The 26,186-nt window shown below is 46.5% G+C and carries 21 protein-coding genes; 5 read left to right on the top strand and 16 right to left on the bottom strand.

What is annotated here, in order from left to right:
- Positions 1–152 precede the first annotated feature (152 nt).
- Both WH95_RS12875 and WH95_RS12870 read left to right on the top strand, forming a co-directional pair.
- Positions 153–1,715 carry a trimethylamine methyltransferase family protein gene (locus tag WH95_RS12875; RefSeq protein WP_046507920.1) on the top strand — a complete coding sequence of 521 codons (1,563 nt, stop codon included), beginning with the start codon at positions 153–155 and terminating at the stop codon, positions 1,713–1,715.
- An 88-nt stretch (positions 1,716–1,803) separates the two neighbouring features.
- Positions 1,804–4,248, top strand: coding sequence for a GcvT family protein (locus WH95_RS12870; RefSeq protein ID WP_046507918.1), 2,445 nt, complete (start codon positions 1,804–1,806; stop codon positions 4,246–4,248).
- A 111-nt stretch (positions 4,249–4,359) separates the two neighbouring features.
- On the opposite strand, the gene WH95_RS12865 is transcribed toward WH95_RS12870, so the two are convergent.
- The 16 genes from WH95_RS12865 to rfbA all read right to left on the bottom strand — a co-directional run bounded on the left by WH95_RS12865 (position 4,360) and on the right by rfbA (position 22,413).
- Positions 4,360–5,826 (bottom strand): hypothetical protein, encoded by a 1,467-nt coding sequence (locus tag WH95_RS12865; protein WP_046507916.1) that lies wholly within the window; start codon positions 5,824–5,826, stop codon positions 4,360–4,362.
- Positions 5,819–6,616, bottom strand: coding sequence for a MinD/ParA family protein (locus WH95_RS12860; protein WP_046507914.1), 798 nt, complete (start codon positions 6,614–6,616; stop codon positions 5,819–5,821). Before WH95_RS12860 ends, WH95_RS12865 begins: the two co-directional genes overlap by 8 nt.
- Positions 6,616–7,593, bottom strand: coding sequence for a flagellar biosynthesis protein FlhF (locus WH95_RS12855; RefSeq protein WP_046507913.1), 978 nt, complete (start codon positions 7,591–7,593; stop codon positions 6,616–6,618). Before WH95_RS12855 ends, WH95_RS12860 begins: the two co-directional genes overlap by 1 nt.
- Positions 7,594–7,651: 58 nt before the next feature.
- Complete coding sequence (flhA, locus tag WH95_RS12850; protein ID WP_052742007.1) at positions 7,652–9,769, bottom strand: flagellar biosynthesis protein FlhA; 2,118 nt, start codon at positions 9,767–9,769, stop codon at positions 7,652–7,654.
- A 27-nt stretch (positions 9,770–9,796) separates the two neighbouring features.
- Positions 9,797–11,254 (bottom strand): sigma-54-dependent transcriptional regulator, encoded by a 1,458-nt coding sequence (locus WH95_RS12845; RefSeq protein WP_046507912.1) that lies wholly within the window; start codon positions 11,252–11,254, stop codon positions 9,797–9,799.
- A 39-nt stretch (positions 11,255–11,293) separates the two neighbouring features.
- On the bottom strand, positions 11,294–12,133 hold the full coding sequence (locus tag WH95_RS12840; RefSeq protein WP_046507910.1) for a motility protein A: 840 nt from the start codon (positions 12,131–12,133) through the stop codon (positions 11,294–11,296).
- A gap of 25 nt (positions 12,134–12,158) precedes the next feature.
- Positions 12,159–12,455, bottom strand: a complete 297-nt coding sequence (gene fliN / locus WH95_RS12835; protein WP_299380048.1) for a flagellar motor switch protein FliN — start codon at positions 12,453–12,455, stop codon at positions 12,159–12,161.
- Between the two features lie 65 nt (positions 12,456–12,520).
- Complete coding sequence (locus WH95_RS12830; protein WP_157845961.1) at positions 12,521–13,333, bottom strand: FliH/SctL family protein; 813 nt, start codon at positions 13,331–13,333, stop codon at positions 12,521–12,523.
- Between the two features lie 12 nt (positions 13,334–13,345).
- The gene (fliG, locus tag WH95_RS12825; protein WP_046507906.1) at positions 13,346–14,356 is read right to left on the bottom strand and encodes a flagellar motor switch protein FliG; all 1,011 of its coding nucleotides are present in this window, start codon (positions 14,354–14,356) and stop codon (positions 13,346–13,348) included.
- A 42-nt stretch (positions 14,357–14,398) separates the two neighbouring features.
- Positions 14,399–16,165 carry a flagellar basal-body MS-ring/collar protein FliF gene (gene fliF, locus WH95_RS12820; RefSeq protein WP_046507903.1) on the bottom strand — a complete coding sequence of 589 codons (1,767 nt, stop codon included), beginning with the start codon at positions 16,163–16,165 and terminating at the stop codon, positions 14,399–14,401.
- Positions 16,166–16,423: 258 nt separating this feature from the next.
- Positions 16,424–16,729 carry a CtrA inhibitor SciP gene (gene sciP / locus WH95_RS12815; RefSeq protein ID WP_046507901.1) on the bottom strand — a complete coding sequence of 102 codons (306 nt, stop codon included), beginning with the start codon at positions 16,727–16,729 and terminating at the stop codon, positions 16,424–16,426.
- A 203-nt stretch (positions 16,730–16,932) separates the two neighbouring features.
- Entirely contained in the window at positions 16,933–18,564 is a 1,632-nt protein-coding gene (locus WH95_RS12810; protein WP_046507900.1) for a flagellar hook protein FlgE, read from the bottom strand.
- A gap of 90 nt (positions 18,565–18,654) precedes the next feature.
- A complete protein-coding gene (locus tag WH95_RS12805; RefSeq protein ID WP_046507897.1) occupies positions 18,655–19,365 on the bottom strand; it encodes a flagellar hook assembly protein FlgD in 711 nt (236 codons plus the stop codon).
- Positions 19,366–19,386: 21 nt separating this feature from the next.
- Complete coding sequence (locus WH95_RS12800; RefSeq protein WP_082114140.1) at positions 19,387–20,862, bottom strand: flagellar hook-length control protein FliK; 1,476 nt, start codon at positions 20,860–20,862, stop codon at positions 19,387–19,389.
- Positions 20,863–20,884: 22 nt separating this feature from the next.
- Positions 20,885–21,253, bottom strand: a complete 369-nt coding sequence (locus WH95_RS12795; RefSeq protein WP_157845960.1) for a flagellar protein FliS — start codon at positions 21,251–21,253, stop codon at positions 20,885–20,887.
- A gap of 275 nt (positions 21,254–21,528) precedes the next feature.
- Positions 21,529–22,413 carry a glucose-1-phosphate thymidylyltransferase RfbA gene (gene rfbA / locus WH95_RS12790; RefSeq protein ID WP_113772020.1) on the bottom strand — a complete coding sequence of 295 codons (885 nt, stop codon included), beginning with the start codon at positions 22,411–22,413 and terminating at the stop codon, positions 21,529–21,531.
- Between the two features lie 354 nt (positions 22,414–22,767).
- Here rfbA and WH95_RS12785 point away from each other — a divergent pair, with 354 nt between their 5' ends.
- The 3 genes from WH95_RS12785 (at position 22,768) to WH95_RS12775 (ending at position 26,012) form a co-directional block, all read left to right on the top strand.
- Positions 22,768–23,634 (top strand): flagellin, encoded by an 867-nt coding sequence (locus WH95_RS12785; protein WP_046507892.1) that lies wholly within the window; start codon positions 22,768–22,770, stop codon positions 23,632–23,634.
- A gap of 219 nt (positions 23,635–23,853) precedes the next feature.
- Positions 23,854–24,933, top strand: a complete 1,080-nt coding sequence (locus WH95_RS12780) for a DegT/DnrJ/EryC1/StrS family aminotransferase (protein WP_052742006.1) — start codon at positions 23,854–23,856, stop codon at positions 24,931–24,933.
- 266 nt (positions 24,934–25,199) lie between these two features.
- Positions 25,200–26,012 (top strand): flagellin, encoded by an 813-nt coding sequence (locus tag WH95_RS12775; RefSeq protein WP_046507890.1) that lies wholly within the window; start codon positions 25,200–25,202, stop codon positions 26,010–26,012.
- Positions 26,013–26,186: the final 174 nt, after the last annotated feature.

Genomic DNA, 26,186 nt, shown 5'->3' with positions numbered 1-26,186 from the left:
GAAATATCGATAACTATTCAAATTCTTTATGATTATGACGCAAAGTCAATTTCAAATGATGAGTAAAAGTGACCATTTAGTGAAAAAGGATCATTTGTCCGATTTTAAACAGAGACTAACAATGGGAACAAATATCTTTTCCGGAGATTCCTATGAGTGACGTTGCTGTATCATCCCGCCGCCGTGGAGGGCGTCAAGCCCGTCAAGCTTTGCGAGCTGCACCGCTAGCAGAAGACAAACGCGCGATCCAACCCGGTTTGGAAAGTGGAAATTATAAAGTTCTCAATGATTTGCAAATCAAACGTATTCATACTGCGGTATTGGATGTGCTGGAAAATATTGGACTTGCCGATGCCATCCCCAGCTGTATTGACGTTATTACGGCTGCGGGGGGCGTGCTTAAGGACAATGGTCGTTTGACTTTTCCGCGTGCGCTTGTCGAAGACATGTTGGTGAAGGTTAACCGCAATGTGGTTCTGCATGGGCAGGAACCAAAGCACGATATGGATCTATCTGGCAGCAAGATCTATTTTGGTACAGCGGGTGCCGCGGTCCATATGGTAGATGCCCGTACGGGGGACTATCGTGAATCAACCACCCGGGACCTATATGATATCGCACGTATGGTTGATAAGCTGGATAATATTCACTTTTTTCAGCGCTCCGTGGTTTGTCGTGATCTTGCTGATCCCTTCGATATGGATTTCAACACTTGCTATGCGGCCATTTCCGGAACAACCAAACATGTTGGATCAAGCTGGGTTGAACCAAGCCATGTAGAGAAATCCCTGGAAATGCTTCATATGATTGCTGGCGGAGAAAAGCAGTGGCGGGAACGTCCCTTTGTCAGTATGTCGAATTGCTTTGTTGTGCCACCGCTCAAGTTTGCTGAAGATGCTTGTCGATGTCTTGAGGTCGCTGTTCGTGGCGGAATGCCGGTGCTTTTATTGTCTGCGGGACAGGCCGGAGCAACATCGCCAGCTTCGTTGGCGGGATCTGTCGTTCAGGAAGTTGCCGAAGTTCTCGCAGGTTTGGTCTATGTAAACGCGATCCAGCCCGGGGCTCCTGCAGTTTTTGGAACCTGGCCATTTGTTTCGGATTTGAGAACAGGGGCCATGAGCGGGGGGAGTGGAGAACAGGCCCTGTTGGTTGCGGCCTGCGCCCAAATGGGCCGTTTCTATGATTTACCGACCGGGGTCCCCAGCGGAATGTGCGATTCCAAAATCCCCGATTATCAGGCCGGGGCCGAGAAGGGGTATAATCATGCGGTGACAGGAAATTCAGGAACCAATCTGGTTTATGAAGCGGCCGGTATGCATGCCAGCCTTTTGGGTATGTGTATGGAAAGCCTGGTCCTTGATAATGATACAATTGGGTCTGTTTTACGTACGGTTCGGGGTATTGATGTCAACGAAGACACCCTTTCGCTTGAAGCTATCCGTCAGGTTTGTGAAGAGGGGCCGGGGCATTATCTTGGCTCGGAACAAACGCTTTCTGTGATGGAAACAGAATATTTTTATCCTGAAACATCGGATCGAAGTAGTCCAAATGAGTGGGACGAAAAAGAGCGGCCAACATCTCTGTCCAAGGCGACGGCTATCGTAGAGGGCACAATGAACAGCCATTTCCCACGTCATATCAGCGATGAAATGGATCAGAAAATCAGGGGTGAGTACGATATCAAACTGCCCCGGGATCTGATGACTGCAAAGTAAAGATTTGAGGTCTGGTTTTAGAAAACCGGATTAAGACAATAATAAAGTATGATCAAAGATAAATGATAAGAAGAACAGGACGTGAATTATGAAAAGCCATGCAAGAGTTGTCATCATTGGTGGAGGAGCTGTCGGCTGTAGTGCGGCTTATCATCTCGCAAAAATGGGATGTAAAGATGTTGTGCTTCTTGAAATGGATGAATTGACGTCTGGGTCGACCTGGCATGCCGCGGGAAATTGCCCGACCTATTCCAGCAGCGTTAATATCATGAAGATGCAAACCTATGGCGTTGAATTGTATCATCGGCTTGCCGACGAAGTCGACTATCCCATGAACTATACCCGGACAGGATCCATTCGTTTGGCGCAAAGTGATGAGCGGATGTTTGAGTTCAAACATGTTCAGTCCATGGCAAAGGCGCAGGGGCTGGATTATGAAATTCTAACCCCAAGCGAAATGAAAGATTACTACCCCTATTTGGAAACGCATGATTGTGTCGGGGGATTGTGGGACCCACGGGATGGAGATATTGACCCTAGTCAGCTAACACAGGCCTATGCAAAAGGGGCGCGTGATCTGGGGGTACAAATCCAGCGCTTTAATCGGGTAACGGCTATTACACAAACCCTGAATGGAGAGTGGCGTGTTGATTGTGAAAAGGGATCTGTGACTTGCGAAAAGGTCATTAACGCAGGCGGTTATCGAGGTGGTGAAATTGCGGCCATGGTCGGGCAGTATATTCCCATTGTGACACTCTCGCACCAGTTCCTTGTCACGGATGCAATACCTGAACTGGAAGCACTGGATAAAAAACTGCCACTCTTCAGAGATCCTGATGACAGCTATTATCTTCGTCAGGAGCGCGCGGGGCTTATCCTTGGTCCCTATGAGTGGAAAGCAACCCCCTATTGGCTGGATGGGTTACCGGAAAATTTTGCGTCACAGCTGTGGAGCGACGATCTTGACCGGATTGAATGGTACATCGGTCAGGCCATGGCACGTGTTCCTATTCTTGAAAAAGGCGGTGTTTCCCGGGTTATTAACGGACCAATTCCTTACACGCCGGATGGTTTGCCCTATATTGGCCCGGCTTACGGACTGGATAACTTCTATCATTGCTGTGGCTTTAGCTTTGGTATTACCCAATCGGGTGGTGCGGGCAAAATTATCGCAGAACAGGTTCTGGAAGGTGAGTCCGAATGGGATATGTGGATGCTGGACCCGCGCCGATATACGGATTACGCCACACAAAAGTATGTGGTTGAAAAGGCGATTGAAGTTTACCAGAACGAGTATGCCATTCCTTTCCCGCATGAAGAGCGTCCTGCCGGGCGTCCCGCAAAAATGACCCCTGTTTACGAAAAACTGAAGCAAAAGGGAGCTTTCTTTGGGGCAAGGGGAGGCTGGGAACGTGCTGTCTGGTTCCCACAAACAGATTGCCTCTCAGATCGTCCGGAGGTACAAACGGTTTCATTTTTGGATGAGCGCCGGAACTGGAACGATGCCGTCAAGTTTGAATGCAAGGCTGTGCGCGAACGTGTCGGTGTTCTGGATCTTGGTGGTTTCACCAAATATGAAGTTACCGGTCCGGGGGCAACCGCATGGCTTGATTATATGATTGCGGGGAAAATGCCCCGGGTTGGTGGTATGTCCCTGTCATACTTCCTGTCCCGTAAAGGTCACGTGATGACGGAAATGACCATCACAAGACTGGCCGAAGATCATTATTGGTTGATTTCTGCCGGTGCGGGTGAGTGGCATGACGAAGACTGGCTTCTCTCAAACATGCCGGGCGATGGGTCCGTCGAGTTTGAAAACCTCACCGATCGCTATGGAACATTGGTTGTGGCGGGGCCGCGCTCCAGGGATCTGCTTGGTAAAGTTACCAAATCTGATCTTTCCAACAAGGCCTTCCCCTGGCTTACAACCCAGGGCATGGAAATCGGGTATTGCCCAGATATTCTGGCCATGCGGGTTAACTATGTTGGTGAACTCGGTTGGGAATTGCATGTCCCCATGGAGTTCCTGGGGCAGGTATATGATGATGTTATGGCGGCAGGGGAAGAGTACGGCGTTGCCGATTTTGGCCTTTATGCCATGGATTCATTACGGCTTGAAAAATGTTACCGGTCCTGGAAGGTTGATATCATTCACGAATATACGCCTTTTGAATTGTCGCTAGACCGATTTGTTGATTTGGATAAAGGTCCGTTTTTGGGGCGTGAAGCTCTAAAACAGCATCTTGAAGGTGGTATCAAGGAAAGGTTTGTTCCTTTGATTATTGATACGACAATTGCTGAGGCCCCTTACTGTTCACCAATTTTCAAAGATGATGAAATCGTTGGGATATCTTCATCTGGCGGATATGGCCATATAATCGAAAAGAATATTGCCTTGAGCTTTATCCGTACTGATTTGGCTGTAGAAGGGACTGAACTTGAAGTCAGTATTCTGGGAGAACGTTATCCTGCCGTTGTTTCTAGTGAGCCACTCTATGATCCGAAAAATAAAAAGCTTCGCGATGTAGAATAACTTACAGCACCAAGTTCAGGCACTCGGGCATGAAGTGAGATGTTCACTCTTTCATGCCCGAGCCTTATTTACCTGAGCTTATATAAAATTATCTAGGGCTATCTGGTGTGTTTAGGCCATCGTGCTGTTGTGTGAACCCGCTATTAATTTTTGCGAGCTTTGGCTTAGTTTTTCCCAATCTTCTGAAGCTTCAAAAGTCAGTTTTCCGGCAAAGCCAGTGGCTTCATTTGCACCGTAGAATAGATCAGATATTTTGATTTCCATTGTTTTGGGAAGACTGTTTCTGCTTCTGATCACAAGGTCAAAACGTCCTTTTTTGACGAGGCCATCAAACTGCATTTCGCCATCGCGACTCATTTCGACTTCCAGTTTGAAACGTGTCACCTCTTCTCGGTCCAAATTGTCGCGTCCTTTTTTGTCATGTTCTCTGTCTCTGACAAAAAGGTTTGCCTGGTGTAGCTGACTATCGTGAAGAATAGGAAGCTGCGTCATACGCCATTCGCCCTGTCCCGTTTCTACGGGTCTTGTAATGAGGGTACTCTCATTGCCTAGCTGTTGTGCCAGTTCAGGGCGTCCTGCAGCACGTAGCAGTGAGAGCGTGTCCTCACCGGCCCAACCTCTGGGAGTGCCGGATTTTAGAGCATTGAGAAATAATAGAATGCCTGATGTCAAGGCAGGGCCTTTTTGAGGGAGATGGCTTGCCAGAGCATTAAACTGGCCCTGTTGTCCCAAAGTGGTAAGGGCACTTTGCAGTACTTGTCGTAAATCCTGTCCTGACTGGGACGGTGTCGTCGATAAGCGAGAGGTGTCGCCAGGTTTTATGCCCTCTGGATCGTCTAAAGAGAGAAGGGTGAGAGATATCTGTGTGCCTACTGGTAGAGAAGCTTTGATCGCGAGTTGCATCGTACCGATGGCAGTTTGAACCACAGGATTGCCCTGTGTATTTCCGGTCACAGTGGCTTTTAAGATGGTGGCCTCTTGTGATGTAGCCTGTTGAGATGGTGCTGGTGTACCTGATGGTGGCACAGTTGAACCCGTCTGCTGTGATGGCGCAGGCATGAAACCGGGGGTGACTTGTGGCGCGGCACTTTTAGGGGGAGGGCCCAAAACTTCCATTTTTACGGAAAACTGTGCGGCAGTCTGTAGGTTTTGCAGTGTTTTAGGAAGAGGGACCGAAATGCCATCTTTGGGTTTACTGACAAGCGTTGCCTGAACCTGATGGCTTAGGCTGAGTTTGTCTGTTGGGTTTTGTTGGATTGGCCCCGATTGGCCCTTTGTTTTATCGCCTTGGGGAAGGATGAGAACTTCAAAGGGCGGACGTTGTGTTCTGAATTGAACAAGAACTTCTGTGCCAGCAGGAAGTTTGACACTGGTATTAACTGTCAGTTCACCCAACAGAGTTTGGACAACTAATTGTCCTTGAGGTGTTTGCCCCTTGACCGTACCGCTTAAGTTTTCTTGCACCTTCTGGTGCGTCAGCGTCGGCGGATAGTTTGCAAGCGTACTGGCTTGTGCCGTTTGGGTAGTGCCGGATGGTGTTGTGGGTGTCGTCGCAAGCGGCAACCGGACCTTATTCATGCCCTTTTAGCAAATTCCTTGCAATCTGTTCTACGCGCTCTGCCGCGGTGGATGTCGGATATCTTACAAGCAGAGGTGTTTGATTGCGAATTGCTTCCTTTACCTTGTTGTCTCGAACAATAATACCAGCAAGCGGCGGTGTTATCTTCAAGAAAGATTCACAGGCTTTTCGGATGGTGTTGTAAGTCTTGTGACCATCGTGTTCTGTTTCCGCCATGTTGACTATAACACGTAAATCAGCATCCGGGCGCTGCATTTTTGTCAGCTTAATAAAGGCATAAGCATCAGTAAGAGAAGTGGGTTCATCTGTTGTGATGACCAGACAAACCTGTGCCTGTGACGCCAATTGACGCACAGTTCTATCAATTCCCGCACCCAAATCCAAAATTATCCGGTCATAGGATTGGGACAGGTTTGCTAAATCTGTCGTCAGGCTGTTCAGGCGAGGCGCAGGAAGATTTGCTAAATTTCCCGACCCTGATCTACCTGCAACGACATCAAAGCCACCATCCGGATAGCGCACGGCAGCTTCTTCCAGCGAGTAGCGTCCGTTTAAGACACCGCCCATGTCTTTGTTGGGGGCCAAACCCAATTGAATATCAACATTCGCAAGTCCCAGGTCACCATCAAACAATAGAGTTCGACATCCCAAGCTGGAGAGAGCGTGCGACAGGGTGATGGACAGCCATGTTTTCCCGACACCACCCTTGCCCGATGCTATGGCAATCATGTTCTTGCAGAGTAATCTGTTGTGCAAAGATTGAACATTATGGTTTTTAGCTTGGTTCATCAGCGTGTGCCTGTTGCAAGAGAGTGCTGTTGGGATTCTAGTCTGGTTGGAAGCAATAGCCGTGCCAGAGATACTGGATTTATGGGGGATAACCCGTCTGCGATATGGGGTGAAATACCAGCCGCCATAAATGTAAGGTCTGCGCTATGCGCAGCTGTAAGCAAGCCACCAAAACGGCGTGTCATATCCAGCTTGGTTGGAATGATATATTTGGTGTTCAAGGATTTGAATGCGGCAGCTTTGTCCGCTGTTTCATAAACATCGCCCCCTGCGGGTATAATCAGCGTTGAGACCGCATTTGAAGACTGGGCAAATTCTGCCAGATAATTCAACGCATCATCATCAAATGGGTTTACGCCCATTGTATCGATCAATAACAGATGGCTAGATGCCGCCTGATTGACACACTCGGCCAGTTTTTCTGGTGTCTCAGCGATATCCAGATTGATCTGAAGACGATGGCAAAAGGTGGCAATCTGTTCTACGCCACCTGTTTTTTCTGCATCGATTGTTATCACCGTCGTGGGAATATCTGACAATCTGGCCTTTGCGCAAAGCTTTGCAATGGTCGAGGTTTTTCCGTCACCGGGTGAGCCAACGAGCATCAATGGTTTTGTGAGTGCCCGGCTCGGGATCTGGCCAAAGTGAAAATTATTATCCAGCGCCCCCGCGAGGGATATATGCCATTCGGACGCTGGAATTCCCATAGCGTGCCCCACGAGCATATCAATCATTTCACTGGGAAGGCGATGGAAATCGAGGACTTCGGTTATTTCATCGACGATATCAACGTCGTCCTGAGGATCACTAATCGAAAAATCGTTTACAGGTTCATCATCCAAGCCTGCTGTAACTCTTACGCCTTGGCCAGGCCCCAGTTCATCCGTAGAGAGGATGATGGCGTCTTCGCCTAGGTCAAGTCGGACCTGATTCATGGCATCAGGCAAATTTTCAGCGATATAATGCTTTAATCGCATGCTACGACTGCTCCTGCCTGATTAAATTGACGATGTGTTTTTATAAAGATCATAGGAGCTAAATAACCCCCAAAGTCTTAATTTTTGCTTTTGGATGCACTTCATTTTGTGACATCACGACGGTTGTTGGACGGAAGCGTTCAACAATAGAACGTACATAGGGGCGAATAACCGGACTGCTCAGCATGACAGGTGCTTCACCCATCATGGCGTGGCGTTCAAATGTCTGACGAACAGCGGTAATAAATTCCTGAAGCTGGGTGGGGGGCATGGACAACTGTTTTTCTTCGCCTTCTCCTACCAAAGCTTGAGAGAAAGCCTGCTCCCACTGTGGTGACAGCGTGATCATTGGAATAAAGCCCTGTTCATTCTGATTGTCGTTGGAAATCTGTCTGGCAAGGCGTGAGCGAACATGTTCCGTAATAAAGGTTGCGTTTCGCGTATAGGCACAGGCCTCTGAAATACCTTCGAGAATAGTTGGCAGATCGCGTATGGAAATGCGTTCTCCAAGAAGGTTTTGCAGTACGCGCTGCAAGGCGCCCACAGAAATCTGGTTGGGAATAAGATCGCCAATGAGTTTCTGATGCTCTTCGCCCAGTTCATCAAGAAGTTTCTGCGTTTCTGCATAGGAAAGCAGTTCGGAAATATTGTCTTTTACAACCTCTGTAATGTGGGTTGTGATAACTGTTGAGGCATCAACAACTGTATAGCCCCGGAAGAGGGCTTCTTCTTTCTGACTTTCATCAACCCACATGGCAGGCAAGCCAAAGGTTGGCTCAACAGTCTCTTCCCCAACAAGCTGTATCTTGTCTCCGCGTGGATCCATGATCAGGAACATGTTCGGGCGCAGTTCTCCCTCGCCAGCGGCTATTTCTTTAACGCGAATAACATAGCTGTTTGCACCGAGCTGGAGGTTATCCTGAATCCGTACAGACGGGAGAACAAAGCCGAGTTCCTGAGCAAGTTGTCTGCGCAGTCCTTTGATTTGGTCTGTCAGCCTTTCGCCACCCTGACCATTGATCATCGGAAGCAGTGCATAGCCCAGTTCCAGCCGAAGGTTATCAATTTGTAAGGATGCCGAGATTGGCTCTTCGGCTACGGGCGCTGGTTCTGCAGCCTCCAGTGCTTGCTGGTCTGCGAGTTCCGTTTTTTGTGTATCTTTTCTATCGCTAAAGAAGGCAAGTCCACCAGTTGCCGCAGCGAGGAGGAGAAAGGGAAAAGAAGGTGTGCCAGGAACAATAGCCAAAGCAACCATAAGTGCCGATGAAAGTCCAAGAGCACGGGGGTAGCCACCAAGTTGTGCAAAGATTGCTTTGTCAGCAGAGCCTGTTGTCGTGGTTTTGGAAACAAGGATACCAGCTGCGGTTGACACAACAATCGCGGGGATCTGGGAAACAAGGCCATCACCAACTGTTAATAGGGTGTACGAGGTTGCCGCATCGCCAACAGCCATATCACGCTGAGCGACCCCGATGATAATTCCGCCTACAACATTGATGAAGGTAATGAGAAGACCGGCAATAGCATCGCCGCGAACAAACTTGGAAGCACCATCCATGGCCCCAAAGAAGTTACTTTCATCTTCCAAGGTTTTACGACGCTCTCTGGCTTCGCCCTCATCGATAAGACCACTTGATAGATCGGCATCAATTGCCATCTGCTTGCCAGGCATAGCATCCAAACTAAAACGTGCCGAAACCTCAGCGATACGGCCGGCACCTTTGGTGATGACAATAAAGTTCACAATAACCAGAATGCCAAAAACAATAATTCCGATGACAAAATTGCCCCCCATGACAAAGTTACCAAAGGATTGAATAACCTGTCCGGCAGCTGCGGTGCCCTGGTGACCATCGGCCAGGATTAATCTTGTTGATGCCAGGTTAAGGGACAACCTTAACATCGTGGCAATCAGCAACACGGTTGGAAATGACCCAAATTCCAATGGCCCTTGAATAAAAAGGGCCGTCATGAGGATCAAGACTGAAAGCGTGATAGAGAGCGCCAGTGAAATATCCAACAACCAGCTCGGCATCGGCAAAATTAAAACAATCAAAATTGCGATAACACCAAGCGCCAGGGCAATGTCACCGCGCTTCATCGCTTCAATAGCTGAAGTGACAGAAGGGGGCAGGCCTAGCTTATTGCCGTCTTGTTGTGGGCTACTGTCAGACATACTGTACTCTGATACTGTCTATATAACTCAAACCGAAGGGCTCAAGTGTTCACTGATATTGCCCGGACTGGTGATTTCAGTTCCGTCTTCGCTGTAAAGCTTTAGCTTGTTTCGAAGTGTTCTGATGGAAATACCCAGAATATTGGCTGCATGTGTTCTGTTCCCCAAACAATGTTCCAGAGTATTCAGAATCAGATCTTTCTCAACATCTGCGACAGTTCTACCGACAAGTTTCTCATCGGTCTGTGTATTATTTGAATCACCGACACTTGGCGAAACAGGCTGGGAAGGTGTTTGCGATGCTCCGCCGCCATAAGCCTGGGCCGCTGCTGTGCTCGTGGGCGCTTGTGTAACAACTGTTTGGGCTGCCGCCGCTGGGGCAAAGCTGGATCCGGTCAGCATAATGGCTTCGGGGCCAACAAGATTGTCTCGGGATAAAAGCACGGCCCTGTGCATTGTGTTTTCCAATTCCCGTACATTGCCCCGCCAGTGGTGCTGCATAAGTTGAGCCATGGCTTCGGGTGTTATCGCGGGCTTTGCGACCCCGTTGGATTCCGCATATTTTCCAAGGAAATGACCGGCCAGAATTTCAATGTCTAATGGGCGGTCCCGTAGTGATGGCATTTCTATGGTGACCACATTCAATCGGAAATAAAGATCTTCCCGGAAGTTGCCCTTTTTGACTTCTTCTTCCAGGTCTCTGTTTGATGTTGCGAGCAATCTGATATCAACTTTAATCGGTTGATTGCCTCCGACACGGTCAATCTCACGCTCTTGTACTGCTCTTAGTAGTTTTGCCTGTAGACGAGGATGCATTTCAGAAATTTCGTCAAGCAAGAGGGTCCCACCATTTGCCTCTTCAAACTTCCCAATCCGACGGGATATTGCGCCAGTAAAAGCACCTTTTTCATGTCCGAAAAGTTCTGATTCCAAGAGATTTTCCGGAATAGCGGCACAGTTTACTGAAATAAAATTTTTCTTTGCGCGCTTCGATTTTGAATGCAGGTACCGGGACATCACTTCTTTACCTGTACCGCTTTCGCCTGTGACTAAAACCGAAGCATCTGATGGAGCGATCTGTTCAGCCAGCTTTAGGACTGCTGCAGTTGCAGGATCTTTATAGATCAGAGATGTGGTTTCTTCTGTAACTGCGGCTAAAACTGCCGCGATCAGTTCTGCATCAGGGGGGAGAGGAATATACTCTTTTGCACCTGATCTAATTGCATCACCAGCCTTTGATGGCTGTGTGCCAATGCCACAGGCAATCACGGGTACAGAAAAGCGTTCAGCATCGAGATGCTTACATAGCTTATCAATATCCAATCCGATATCGACCATTAGCAAATCAGCACCATTACCTGTACGTAAAGAGGCCATAGCCTGATCAACGTCATCAACGGTTGCCACTTTGGCGCCTTTTTCAAAGGCAATTTTGCCGGCAGTGATCATATGTCCTTCTAGCGAACCAACAATTAGTAGTCGCATAACTTACTCTCCTGGTCGACGGTTATGTTTGAAACCGTCTTAATCAAAATAATTCACTCTCTGGTCCGGAGAGAGAATAGTGTTCAACATAATCTCTAAACGTCTCGGATTTTCGTGCTTGCAAACGGAACAAATTCCAATGGTATAGATTTGGTTTACGATCGCTTCCGTTTGCGAAATTCTTTCCAGTTTTGCTGCCAGTGGATGGAAAACCATGTTTGAAAGAATGGCACCATAGAAGGTCGTGAGAAGAGCCACAGCCATACTGGGGCCGATGGTGCTCGGGTCTTCTAAGTTACTCAGCATCTGTACCAAACCAACAAGGGTTCCGATGAGACCCATGGCCGGGGCGACTTCACCAGCGCGTCTTAGGATGTTGGCGGAACGTTGGTGACGGTTTTGTGTCGCAATAAGTTGTTGTTCCAAAACCGCTTCTAGTTGTTCCGGTGCAATGCCATCAACCAACATTTCTGTTGCTCGGTGTAAAAAGCCGCTGTTTTGAATATCTTTCAGGTGCTTTTGTAGTGACAGTATACTGTTCCGGCGCGCTTGATCCGCAAGGAAGAGAACTTGAAGAGCTGCGTTCCCGGGTGTTTCCGCCTGATACAATGCGGCTCGTAGCATTGTTCTTTGTGACCTGCTTACTTCATCAAAGGTGAAGGAGATCGTTGTCACCAGAAACGTACCACCGATCACAATAAGAATTGCCGGCAAATTAAAGAATGATCCAGGGGAGCCCCCCAAAATCATTGCTGTAATGATGATCAAAAACGCACCTGCAACACCGCAAAGTGTTGCATAGTCAACCGTTGCATTGGACTGCGGGCGACTGGGAACTTGTGTTCCTTCTGTTGCGCGCGTTTGAGATGTATTTGCCATGTTTCAGCTCGTATCCCAAGTAGCTCTAGTTACGGTCCATTTTGATGATCTCTGTCATTGTCACACCAAGGCGATTTTCAACAACAACAACCTCACCACGCGCAACCAATCTGTTATTCACATAGATATCAATGGCTTCGCCAACTTTGCGGTCGAGTTCAATAACAGCACCACGTCCTAATTTAAGAAGCTGGCTGACCTGCATGTTGGCTTTTCCCAGAATGGCAGAAACCTGTACAGGAATATCGTAAACAGCTTCCAGTTCTTTGGCATTGGTTGGTGGGCGTCCACCTGGTTCCGGCATCGCTGAATCGTCTTCCATCTCTGGCATATCAGGCATAGACGGAAACGCGTCATCCGCTGCATTTGGTGTGTCGTCTTCTTCGTTCATTGTGTCATCTCATTGGTTGGTACATCTGCCAAACTATCAGTATTTGGCGATGTACTGGTTTTCCCGGCAGCCCCGGGCAGTGAGAAATTGGTTATTGCTCGATTAATAATAGTTTCTATTTCTTCTAATAATTCTGTTGCTGTCCGTTCTGCGCCACCCTCGGCCCATTCGACACGAACATCGCCTGCCATCATGCCTGGCTCTGACAAGAATACCAGATGGCCATTAAAACCACTTTGTTTGGCAACCTGTTCCAGTTTTTCCTGTACGTCATCCAGTGTTGTATCGGAAACACGGATAACCAGTCTTGGTTCTTGTGGTAAACGGTCAAGGCATTCACGGAAAACAAGAATGATTTCGTCAAGAGAGGTATTGTCCACCAAGCTTGGGAAAAGTTTCTTGATTGCCGTGAGCACGACCTCCATCGATACGCTTTGAAGGTCTTGTACTTGAGATTGTTGAGCTGTTTGAAGGGCCTGTAATTGTTGCGTTATTTGATTAATTGATTGTGCGATCTGGGCGTTGGCTGTTTCATCGGCATGATTTTGAGCATCTATTTGACCCGCGGCAAAACCTTCGGCATAGGCTGTCTGTTTTTCCAATTCCAGATTTTCTGCAGAAATAGCACCTTCTGGTAACGGGGCTTCTTCTGGTTCTATTGTTTCTTCCACATCAGGGGGAGGGGGCGCTGAATTGCCCATAAAATCAGAAAAGCTGTTGGCAGAACTTTGCTGTGCCTTGTTTTTAGCCGGATCGTCTCGACCTTCAAACGAGGTGTCAAAAAGGAATTTTTGCGTCGAACTCGCCACCACCTACTGCTCCTAATACACCAACTCGTCTTCGCCTTTTGAGTCGGCCATGACGATTTCACCTTTTTCAGCAAGGTCTTTCGCGATGGTGACCATATACATTTGAGCTTCGTCGACATCTTTAAGACGAATTGGTCCCATTGCCTGCATGTCTTCTTTCATAATCTTTGCGGCACGCTCAGACATGTTTGTGAAGAATAGGTCTCTTAGCGATTCCGAAGATCCTTTCAGAGCAATCGCCAATTTGTCTTTTTCGGCTGCACTCAACAATGTTTGAACGCCACCAGGATCTAAATTTCCGAGATCTTCAAAGGTAAACATCAATGCCTTGATCCGTTCGGCAGAATCTTTGTTTCGTTCTTCCAAGGCATTCATAAAGCGACTTTCAACATTCCGGTCCAGAAAGTTGAAGATGTCAGCCATCATTTCATGCGAATCACGCCTGTTGGTTCGGGCCAGGTTAGACATGAATTCATTGCGGAGTGTTCTTTCAACATCGTCCAGAACGTCTTTTTGAACGGCTTCCATCCGCAACATACGCATAACAACTTCCATAGCGAAAGGTTCCGGAAGAAGCCCAAGAACCCGTGAAGCGTGTTCAGGTTTCACTTTGGAGAGAATAACTGCAACAGTCTGCGGGTATTCATTTTTTAGATAATTCGCAAGAACATTTTCATTAACATTGGCAAGCTTTTCCCACATGGTACGGCCAGCGGGACCGCGGATCTCTTCCATGATGGTGTCGACACGGTCTTTGTCCAAGACCTTCATCAACAGACGTTCTGTACTGTCGTAACTACCAACAATAGTACCTGTGGTCGAAATTTGATCAGCAAATTCGACAAGTAAACGTTCAATCAATTGGGCGCTGACAGTACCGAGGGTTGCCATGATCTGGGATAGCTCACGGATTTCATCATCTTCCATGAGCGCGAAAAGTTGAGCTGTCTGCGCTTCGCCCAGTGCCATTACCAGAAGGGCTGCCTTCTCGGGGCCTGTCATTGTTCTATAATCGTCACGCATACTTGTTACTCTTACCTGTGATCATTTCGGATTGTTAAGGTATTACTTGCCTTCCTGATATAGCCATCCGCGCAAAATTTGTACGGCTTCTTCAGGATGCTTTTCAACGATTTCACCGATCTTGTTTAGGGAAGAAGCACGGACACGTCCTTCGACCTTGTTCATGTCGATCATTTGTTCGATTTCATTGTTAACGCCACCTGCTTCTGTCGGAAGACCGGCCTCGTCGGTTCCACCTGCAGTAGAGGTAAGCAAAGGTGTGCCATCGGCACCGATCTGCGCTGGCATGCCAGGTATCATCGTTGCACCCGGAGCCCCTGCGCCACCAGCGGGGACAGCCATGACCATAGGCCGTCCATCAGGGCCGGGAACTGTAATGGTGCCGCCACCATCGCCATCACCGACAGGGGCGAAATCGCCATCTATGACACGTGTTACAAGGGGACGAACAACCAAAAGAAGGATAAGAATGGCAACAACACCCAGGATAAAGAGTTCTGCAAAACGCATCATATCTTCTTTATCCATGCCAAGAACACCTTCTTCAGGCAGAAGAAGTGGATCTAGTTCTGCAAATCGGAAATTAGCAACCTCGACTGTGTCACCGCGGCTTTCATCAAAGCCCACAGCAGATCTGACAATGGCACCAAGTTGAGCAAGATCTTCTTCGCTTCGGCTTGTAAAGGTTCTTACACCTTCTTCATTAACCTCGGTTATGTCGTTGATGATGACGGCGACTGACAAGCGTCTTACTGCACCAGTTTCGCGGATACGTGTTTTAATGATTTTAGAGTTTTCGAAGTTGACCGTTTCCTCCAGTCGCGAACTGTTGCTTTGACTGCCTGATGCGCCGCCTAGCTGTCCGAGATTGGCATCGGGAAGATTGTTGCCAACTGTTATGCCTTCGTTGCCAGCATTGTCAGCTTCGTTCGCGCTTTCCTCAACCGTCTGGGTAGAAAGAACGACTTGGCCATCCGGGTCAAAAGTTTCTGAATTTTCTGTTACTCGGTCAAAATCCATCTCGGCTGAAATTTGAACCTGGGCATTCCCACGGCCTACATACCGTTCAAGTAACTCTTCGACTGTTCGCATTAACCGAGTTTCATAGGCCACACGGCGTTCGTCAGCGGTACTGGTAAGTTGGTCTAAATCCCCTTCTTCGCCACCACGCGCCAAAAGGTTTCCTTTGTCATCAATGATGGAAACATTCAGCGGTTTCATGCCGGGTACAGCGGCTGAGATCAGATGCTGTATGGAAAGGATCTGTTGGCGATCAAGTGTATTGTTGCCTTGGGTTGTAACAACAACGGACGCCGACGGTGATTGTTTGTCTCTGCTAAAGAGTTCTCGTTGAGGTAAGACAAGATGCACCCGTGCTTGTTTGACACGGTTAATAGATTTGACTGTTCGTGAAAGCTCACCTTCCAAGGCGCGCAGGTGATTTATGTTTTGTACAAAGCTTGTTGTGCCTAATGCTTCGGATTGATCAAAAATTTCATATCCGATTGACCCCCCTGATGGCAGACCCTTTTCAGCCATGGCGACACGCATTGCCCCCACCTTGTTACTGGGCACATAGACAGCATCGCCAGCAGGTGAGAGCTTGTAAGGTACTTGAAGCTGTTCAAGTTCACTGACAATCTGTCCACCATCCTGTGTATCAAGATCAGCATACAGCAACGCCATTTCCGGGGTGGCTACGCGGCCGGTCAGGTATATGAAAAAGGCAATAATAGCCGCTGCTACGCCGGCCATAATGCCAAGGCGAACAGGTCCCAGGTTCTTCAATGTATCAACGAATGTATTCACTACCGCACGATCCGAATTATTGCTATTCACTTACAGACACATACAAATCTGCTAACACCAACCTATAGCTATTCGGTAAATAGGACGTTAACAAAGGAAAAAATTGCCTAGTAATGGGAAAAAATTGCCCAGTGAATTGAATCAAATTTTATCTATATAAGTCAAGAGCTTATTGCGAATAAAACAATAAGCTCTAAAAAAACTATTTTATTTTTTATGAGAATATTAAGTCTGAAGACAAAAAAATAAGTAACTTGGTTAATGTTTCGGTGTTTCTTTATGTTCGGTTTCTACGCGGTATTTTTGTAGGTGGGTTGTCCTCAGTCCGCGTAATCCATGATTATCAATCAAACGCTGCCAAGAAAGGAATTCTTCTAACGACAGTTTGTATCGCTTGCAGGCATCGTCCAGACTTATGACGCCGTTTCTGACGCCGGCGACGACTTGTGCTTTGCGTCGTATGACCCACCTTTTTGTCTCGGGCGGTGGCAGATCATCAAGAGAAAGAGGATGTGTATTGATATCCGCATCACTCGCCTGCTGACCTAAATTGCGCGACGGCATTGTTTCTACTCCAGCAATTCGAATAAGAACTGCTTTTATAGATGGAGGTTATTGAAAAACTATTAATATCAATAATTTAGACAATTTATCTTAAATTTTATGTATTATTTAAATTGCCTTTGGAAACAGACTTTTAGTCACAAAAAAACAGCCATCCAAATCTGGATGGCTGAAAAATAATTTTTTGTTTTACTTAATATTTTTTATCGAGCGATTCTGATAAGCTCGTCAAGCATTTCATCTGCAGTTGTGATGATTTTCGAGCTTGCAGAGTAAGCCTGTTGGGTCACGATCATCTTTGTGAATTCTTCGGCAAGGTCAACGTTAGAAGCCTCTAGAGAAGATGATGCAATCAGGCCTGCGCCACCAATTTTAGGGCGATTGAGCAGGAAGTTTCCTGATTCTGCCGTTGCGCTATACGCATTTCCTGTTCTTCCCTCAAGCCCGTTGGGGTTGGGGAACATGCCGAGCGGAATTTGGGCAATGTCCAGTTGTTCGCCGTTGTCAAACAGTGCAGTGACGACACCCTCTTCGCTAACGGAAACACCACGGAAATTACCAAATGTTACCCCGTCTTGTTCGGCGGAGTTCAAAATGAAGTTCCCAGAAAACTGGATAATCCCATCGGGAGAGCCAACCGTACCAGCATCAAGTGCAATTGTGCTGTTCGTGGCACCAGTAGAACCAACAGACCAATCTATTGTAATGGGTGGCATATTAATCAAGCTTGGCACACCGCCAGAGAACTGTATCGTTCTGGGTAAGTTTGCAACAATACCACTGGTTGCACCGTTCAGGGTCGGGTTGAGAACCGTCATGGACCAGTCGTTCGGTGCCGTTTTGGTGAATGCCAGTTGCATATCGTGAGTGTTACCCAAATCATCATACACTTGGACGGTCGCCAGATACTGATCGTTGTACTGTGTAGCCGTAGATGCAGACGCGGCGGCTGTTTCTGTGATCGCGTTACCATAGCTGCCGACATCAATAGTACTTGTTGAGCCGTTGTTCCATGAATAGAGGGGATCGGGTGGTGGGAACCCGGATGTTGGGCGTCCCGTTGCCGGATCAAAAACGACTGTTGTTGGACCGCCATTGTTAACTGAACCGCCAGCAGGGGCCAAAGCTTCAAAGGTCCATTGATTTGCCGCTGCAAGCTTTGTCCAGCGATAGGTCACTGTTTGAGCAACACCTGTTGGGTCGTTCACAGTTGTTACTACGTCATGGGTTGTACCTGCTACAGCTGCACTGTTGAGGTTAACCTCCATAGCCACATCACTAGTCTGCTCGGATGGCAGAACTGTTGATGGTAAGTTGAGTGCCAACTCCAGGTTTGTCGTTGCGCGTGCAGTTCCATTTAGATTAGCAACATTAATTGTTTCAAGGCCTGTGAATGTACTGCCACTTGTCGGCGTTGTACTGCCCGGGGTTATCGGCCAGCCTTGCAGATAATATCCTCCGGCGTTGACCAGATCACCCGCGGCGTTCGGCCTAAAAGAACCTGCCCGAGTAAATAGGTATTGAGTGCCTGTGACACCACCAGGGCGATCAGCGACAACAAAGAAGCCTTTTCCAGCGACCGCTAAATCAGTTGCAGATGCAGTTCCTTGCAACTGACCTTGTTTATCAATATTTCTCAAAGGTGCAGAGCGAACACCGCCTGGTGCATAAAGTGTTTCGCTTGCAGATTGTGCAACCAGCGTTGAAAAACGTGCGCTCACGCCTTTGTAGCCAGTTGTGTTCACATTGGCAATGTTGTCCGAAATCATGCCCATCGCATTACTTTGAGCCGAGAGCCCGGACACGCCAGAATAAAGGGCGCCATAAATACTCATGATCCAATCTCCCTAGTGGTAAAAGTTGCAATGAGACAGAGCAAGCTCTTTGTTCGATAAAACAAATCTATGTAAGTACTCATTTTCATCTTAAGAACTTTCTCCTGTGATGGAATTTTTCTGAACGACGGCTTGGACACTATCCAATGGAGCTTCGATCTCACCGATATTCAAGATTACGCTACCATTGCTCATCTGAACGCCGGTGACTGTTCCTTGAATGCCTTGCGCCGTTTGAATTATTTTCTCGTCAGAATCTTTTGCGACAACGCTAAATGCATAAATGCCATTTGCCATTTGATTGCCATTGTCGTCTTTACCGTCCCAATGGATTTCATGTTGTCCTGCAGAGGTTTGACCCTGAAGAGTTCTAACCGTCTTACCAGTGGAGTCCAGTATTTTGATCTCTGTTGTTGCGGAGTTGGCTGTTAAGCCATAGATGGCATCCGCGCCACTATCTCCCAAGCTGAGAATAATGCTGTCTGCCTTGACCTCTTTGCCCACATAATCAAGTGCTGAGGTTAACTGTGTGTTACTTTGTAGGGCAATCAGGCTATCAAGCTTTTTGTTGGTGTTTAGCCCTGCTTCCGTCTGTGTGAATTGTGTTAATTGATTAACAAACTCAGTGTTATCAGTCGGCTCCAGAGGGTCCTGGTTTTTTAGCTGGGTGGTTAACAGTTTCAAGAACATATCAAATGTATCATTGAGTGATTGCCCACCTGTTAGTGACCCTGATCCACTAGTGTCTTTATATGTTACGCCGTTAACCGGGGCTGGCGTTTGTGCTGCTTGAGTATCCATCTTACTGTCCTGCCCTCCGGGTTAAACGTTGATATCCAAATCGCCATCATGGGACGATTGCTTAATGACCTCAATCGCTTCAGATGCCTCTTCATCAGCTGCTGCGACGGTTTCTGGATCCGCTATTTCTGATCCTTTAGCGTGGGTAGAGTTTTGTTCGCTGCCATCTTGCTTGAGATTAAAGCTCAGGCTTTGCCCATCGGTTTTTAGGCCAGCATCTTGCAATGCCTTTTCAAGCATCCGGGAATCTCTTTGCAACATATCCAATGTGTCTGGACGTTCAGCTGTGATCATGGCTTTCATGGTGCTGCCGTCGACAATTTCCAACTTAACATCAACGCGCCCAAGTTCCGATGGGTGTAGTTTTATTGAAATACTGTCTTTGTTCGCGCCAACGGCCTTTCGAATATGTATCGACAACTGATCGGCCGGTGTAACATTCATTGACCGAAGAGTGCTTTGTAAGGGGGCTGTTGGTGCGGGCTTTGAAGTGCGATTTGTTGACGCCAGAGCGTCTGCAAAATTCAAACTACCCGTTTGTACCTGGGTTTTAGTGTTTGTTGCCTGTCCAAGATCAGCTTTGATCATCCCATTATTATTCTGGAACTGTCCGTTAGCATTATTTCCGTTTTGCCCAGGCGTATTGGCCAGAACAGCTTGTGCGACCTGGCCGGGTGTTGCTGTTTTACCATTAACCGTTTGTGCAGTAGTTGCTGTTGCCAAGCCTTTGGATTTATCCTGGGCACTGGCATTCGCAGCAGCAGTATTCATATCTTGACTACTTTGTGCGCTGACAGAGGTAGATCCCGTCAGACTATTTAGAGGTCTGGAGGTTACGTCCGCTTCAGTGACCTTAACGTTAGCGACACTTGCGTTGCTTGCCCCTTGATTGGCATTCTCAACTTTCACATTTTGCTGAGATGCATTGGGTGTAACAGGGCCTTGGTTGGGCGATCCGCTACTCGGCAAATGTTTCGAGTGAGTTACGGTTTGCTGCGTTGTTGGTTCTACAACAACTGCAACATCATTGTTTTCAGTTGATGCGATTTCGCTTGAACCAGTTTCATTGTTTTCGATGGCAGTGTTTGCGGCATCATTTTCAGATCTGTCTGCGCGCTTATCGTCACTATGAAGGGCTTGATCGGTATTTTCATTATCGTCTGGCGAATGCTGGGCAGTCTTTTCCCGTGCGTCTGCCGAATATTCTGTCGAACCCGTTTGGGTGTCGTCATAATTATCTTGCTTGTCGTCGAAATTAGTTTTCGAGGGGCTGAAGCTGATATCGCGTTCGGCAGGCCAAGGTGTCTTGTTAAAGATATTGCCAAGTATTGAATTATCTCGCGTCAGTGAGGGATTAGCTGCAACTGATTTTCGCGATGCACTAACAGAGTTCAAGTATTCAGCAAATACTTGGCTGGCATTTGGCGCTTGTTTACCCTTTGTCTGAGATTGCTGGGAAACAGCTCTGTTAATATCAATATTGTAATTATTCATCATTCTATCCCTGAATCTCTACTCATTAAGCCAGATAGAGCCCGGAGCGGCGATGGTTCTCGGTGGATGACAAGGGCCAGGTAAAACACTCTTCTTCTAAAGAGGGGTGGAGAGTTATCCAGATCTGACGAAAGCTCATTATGAGCGCGATAGACTCTTTTGCTGATTCAAGATCATTCTTGACGTTGGTACGTGTGATGTTTGCTACCAGACTTAAGTGTGTTTGCATAAAGGCGCTGCGGACATTTTCGGAAATATCTGCCTTCATTTCTTCTTCTATAGCGTCCAGTAAGGCTGAAGCTTTCATGGTTGCATTGAAGCGCTTTTCAATTTCAAGAGTGGTCACAGCATCCTTTGCTTCACCCAACGCATTAATCGCTTGATTAATAAGCATCAGAACTTCTCCTGGAGACGTATCCAAAGAGTCCAGTGATGTTGCTGTTGTGTTCGCTTGCCAATGCATTTTGTGTCCAATCTATCTTGAATTACAAAAACTCAGGATATCTAATGCAAGGCGCGGGCCAATTTGTGTTTGGTCTATTGTGTATTGATTTTAAAAGAAAAATACTTCTTGAAAGAGGCGGGGGGAAAAGAATGCCGGGTATAAAATAAGGGTAAATGACAAAAGGTGCCGGGTAATCTGTTTTTGGAGTATGGGGTTGTTCAGGCCTACTCTGTATCGTTGTTTTTGGCGCGTTGTTCTAGGTATTTACCATAGTTGCTACCAGAGAACTTTTGGGCAAGTTTAAGAAGTTGATTTCTGGAAATGTATCCCATGTTATATGAGACTTCTTCTATACAGCAAATTTTCAAACCTTGACGGTCTTCAATAATTTTAAAAAAATTTGAGGCATCCATTAAAGAGTTTACGGTTCCTGCATCTAGCCATGTTGTGCCTCGTGAGAGAAACTTGGCCTTCAACGTTCCTTTGTTGAGGTAGATATTATTAAGATCTGTAATTTCCAGTTCGCCTCTTTGGCTCGGTTTTAATTGTTTTGCAAAGTCCACGACCTGGTGGTCATAAAAATACAAGCCAATTGCGGCAATGTTTGATTTTGGGTTTGTTGGTTTTTCCGTTAGTGAAAGTACCTTGTTATTTCTATCACATTCTATGATGCCAAACCTTTCTGGTTCCTTTGTGTGGGTCCCGACAATATAGGCGCCGTTTTGTACTGACAGGCATTCATTCCACAAAAGGTTGAGTTGGCCCCAGTAAAGTATATTGTCCCCTAAAATCAAACAAACGGGTTCGTTGTTGATGAAATCTTCACCAATAATAAAAGCTTCAGGCAAGCCTCTGGGGGCATTTTGCGTTTTGTACTGAATGTTTATGCCTAATTCAGAGCCATCTCCAAGATTATCTTGGATCGCTGACAGATCTTTGGGTGTTGTAATGATCAGGATGTCTTTTATTCCGAGTAGCATCAAAGTTGCTAGGGGATAATGAAGCATTGGTTTGTCGTATATTGGGAGGAGTTGTTTGCAAACAACATCTGTTAGAGGGCGTAATCTTGTTCCTGTTCCCCCTGCAAGCACAATTGCTTTTTTGATCAATTGATGGGCTCCCTATTTAATAAGCACTACCTTATCTGTTTTATTATATTGTCTTATTGTCAGTAGATATATCAATCATATTTTCCGTTGAGGTTGGTTACAGGCATAGTTTTCCTGTTTCTCTTTTACTAGGAATTGTTTTCCATTTTATTGGGCAGAAAAAGACCGAGTACTAGGAAGTTCTGACTTTCGAGGGTACTATTTTTTAAAGCAATATTACTTTAAGTATCTGAAATAAAATGAAAAAAATAATTGGCATGGCCTTTGCTTATTAGTTGTGAATTCAACACGTGCCGTCTTGGGCGGTGGAATGGCAAGAAGCCTTCCGTTGAGCTAAATGTGAAAGGAAAGAACATGCCTACAGTAACAACGAATACAGCAGCTAATTCGGCGCTGCGGTTTTTGAATTTGAACTCTACAAAGTCCGGAAGCTCTATTTCCAAGCTGGCTTCTGGCTCGCGTATTGTTAATGCATCGGATGACGCTGCTGGCCTCGCGATTGGTACGCGGCTTCGTGCAGATAGTAATGTTTTGCAACAGGCCTCTATTAACTCTGCTCAGGGTGCATCAGTAATGCAGGTGGGAGACGGTGGTCTTGCCCGTATATCAGATGTGTTGCAGCGATTAAAATCTTTGGCAGCAGCTTCTCTTTCTGGTGTGCCGACAAACACTGAACGAGGATTTATTAATGCTGAGTATGCTCAGTTGCTTGAGGAGATTAACGGGATTGCAGCTAGTACACGGTTTAATGGTGAATCGCTTTTAGATGGTACTGGTACCCAGTTTGGTGCCGGCGCAGTTAACTTTTTTGTCGGTGTTACAACGGCTGATATTATTGCTGTTAACATTTCGACTTTGAGTGCTACTGCGAATAATTTTACTTCTGGAGCTCTAGCCACAGGTGGTACTGCTCTTGGGTCGACATCGGTGACAACCTCTGCGGCAGCGGCTACGGCTATGGCTTCAGTTGATTTGGCCATCAATGAGGTCTCTGAGGCACGCGCCAATATTGGTTCGATTGTTTCCAGGTTTGAGTTCAGACAACAGCAAGTTGCGACCTCAAAAGAAAATATTGATGCTGCGCTTTCATCTGTGATGGATGTTGATCTGGCCGCAGAACAGTCTCGTCTTGTGTCTTCACAGGTGCTTGTTCAGGCTTCTGTTTCTGCGCTCTCTCAGGCGAACCAATTGCCTCAAACACTGTTGTCGTTGTTACAGTAATTATAAACTTATCAACTTTCACATAGCTCTTTTGGGCGCCCAGGATGGGCGCCCAAATATGTGTTAGTGGATTGTTCTGTGTTTTGATTTTTAAACAGATTCAGGGTTTAGGGATTAATTTTTTTGAGATTTTGCACTCATTGGTGTGTTAGGTATATATAAGATTATAAATTTATTGAATTTGTTGAGGCTAGCTTGATACCGTTGTTAACTCCAGATATGCCGTCTGCAAAAGATTTGGTGCCTTATCTGGAGATGATTGATAGGGATAAATGGTATACGAATTTTGGCCAAAGATTATGCTCTTTTGAGGGGCGTTTGGCAGATCATTTTGATGTCAAAAATGAAAATGTCACGACAGTTTCAAGCGCGACAGCAGGCCTGACTATTACTCTGAAGGTTATTGCCGCTGATTTAGAAATTTCCCCTACACGCAAACGTCGTACCTGTTTGCTGCCTGCCTGGACATTTGTGGCGTCTGCTCAGGCAGTTATTGAGGCAGGAATGGATATTGTCTTTTGCGATGTTGATCCTGTTACTGGGGCTTTAACCCCAAGAATTGTTTCAGAGTATTTGGCTGAACCCTTAAATATTAAACCTGATATCATCATGCCTGTCGTGCCTTTTGGTGGCGATGTAAAGGTTTCTGACTGGGATGTTCTTTCTGCACAAGCCGGAATTCCAGTCGTTATAGATGCCGCTGCCTCTTTTTATTCTCTGGAAGCAGGTCGGTGTCCTGCTGTTGTGAGCCTTCATGCCACAAAAGCCTTTGGAATTGGTGAAGGGGGAGTGATTCTTTCCGAGAATCAGAATGTTATCCAAAAAGTGCGACAGTTTAGTCAGTTCGGTTTTGCTGGCGGCCGGTTAGCTTTATCATATGGTGGAAATTATAAGTTAAGCGAATATCATGCTGCTGTTGGTTTGGCGCAATTTGATCGTCTTGAAAAAGTGAAGCAACGCTATTCTCAGGTACGAAATGAATATTTTACGCATCTTGCAGCCTGCGAAAATATTACTTTTTTGCCTGATGAAGATACCAAAATAAGCTCGACGGTTAATGTGATTTTTGGTGACAAGAAGGCTATTGCTGTTGTGGAGGCTTTGAGAGAGAAGGGAATTGGCGCTTCAATCTGGTGGGAAGATCACTTGCATCGAAATCAATTATTCAATGTTTTGAATGCAACTCGTTCTTTCCTTGTCGCTGACAAGTTTTATGGTGGTGTTGTTGCTCTACCATTCAGCACCAGTTTGACAGAAAGAGAGATTTCGTTAGTTGCTAATGGGATTCGTTCTTTGTGATTTTTTAAATATTATTTTTTAAAAACAAACTGGTAAGTCAAGTTTTGGATCATATTCATTAATGGCACTTGCGTTTGTTAACGAAATTTTAATATCCTTGCGACAGTATTTGATACGTAGCTGGAAATCTATTTGGTAATATTTTCAGCAAAACTATTTCGATCCAGGAAGGAGTGAAATAGTGGGTTGCCAAGAAGGCGGCCTTTAAAGTGGCTTTACCCAGGAGGGGTTTAGCTAAGCATACTTCAAGTAGAAGGAATTATATTATGCCCGTAGTTGGTACAAATACTGCAGCAAACTCTGCAATTCGTTTTCTCAACAATAACTCAACAGCAGCTTCAACATCAGTCTCAAAGCTTGCGTCTGGTTCCAGAATCGTGCGTGCATCTGATGATGCGGCAGGTCTTGCGATCAGTACGAAGCTAACTGGTGATGTTACTGCTCTTAAGCAGGCGGCTACAAACGCTTCTCAGGCGGCTTCGATCCTTCAGGTTGCTGATGGTGGTCTGGCGCGTGTGAGTGATGTGCTTCAACGTATGAAAGCACTGGCTTCGCAGTCTTTGTCCGGTTCCGTTACAGATACTGAACGTGCTTATATTAATGCTGAATTTACAGCACTGGATGCTGAGATTCTTGGGATTGAAACAACAACTACCTTTAATGGCGATGCCTTGATTGATGGTACTTTCAATGAAAACTTCTTCGTTGGTCTTGGTGCTGCCGGTGTTGTGAATAATATCACGGCTGATTTAACCACTGTGAACGTTGCTGCGGTTGGTGGTGATGTTTCAACGTCTGGTACTGCGGCAACTGCATTTACGAACGTTACCGCTCGTATTAATACGATTGCGACTGGTCGTGCGACTGTTGGTGCGTTGATTTCACGATTTGAAACCCGTGGTCAACAGGTTGCAACTTCTATCGAAAATATTGAAGCTGCAAACTCCAAGCTTAAAGATGTGGATCTGGCAGCTGAGCAAAGTAAACTGGTGACGGCGAATGTTTTGACCCAGGCGGCAGTTTCTGCCTTGTCGCAGGCCAATCAGATACCGCAAACACTATTGAGAGTTCTTCAGTAAACTCGCATAAATAGTCGAAAGCCGTGGGTATTTCGGTATCCACGGCTTCTCTAGAAAGACGCGCTTGCGTTTGATTAACTAAATTTTAATACCCTGTTTTTAAAATTTAGTAGGTAGTTGAAAATGTCACTATTGCGTTTTCAATGAAACTGTTCTGATCCAGGAAGGAACGGG

The organism is Kiloniella litopenaei (genome assembly GCF_000982415.1).
GTDB lineage: Bacteria > Pseudomonadota > Alphaproteobacteria > Kiloniellales > Kiloniellaceae > Kiloniella > Kiloniella litopenaei.
This window is presented reverse-complemented; position numbering and strand designations above follow the sequence as displayed.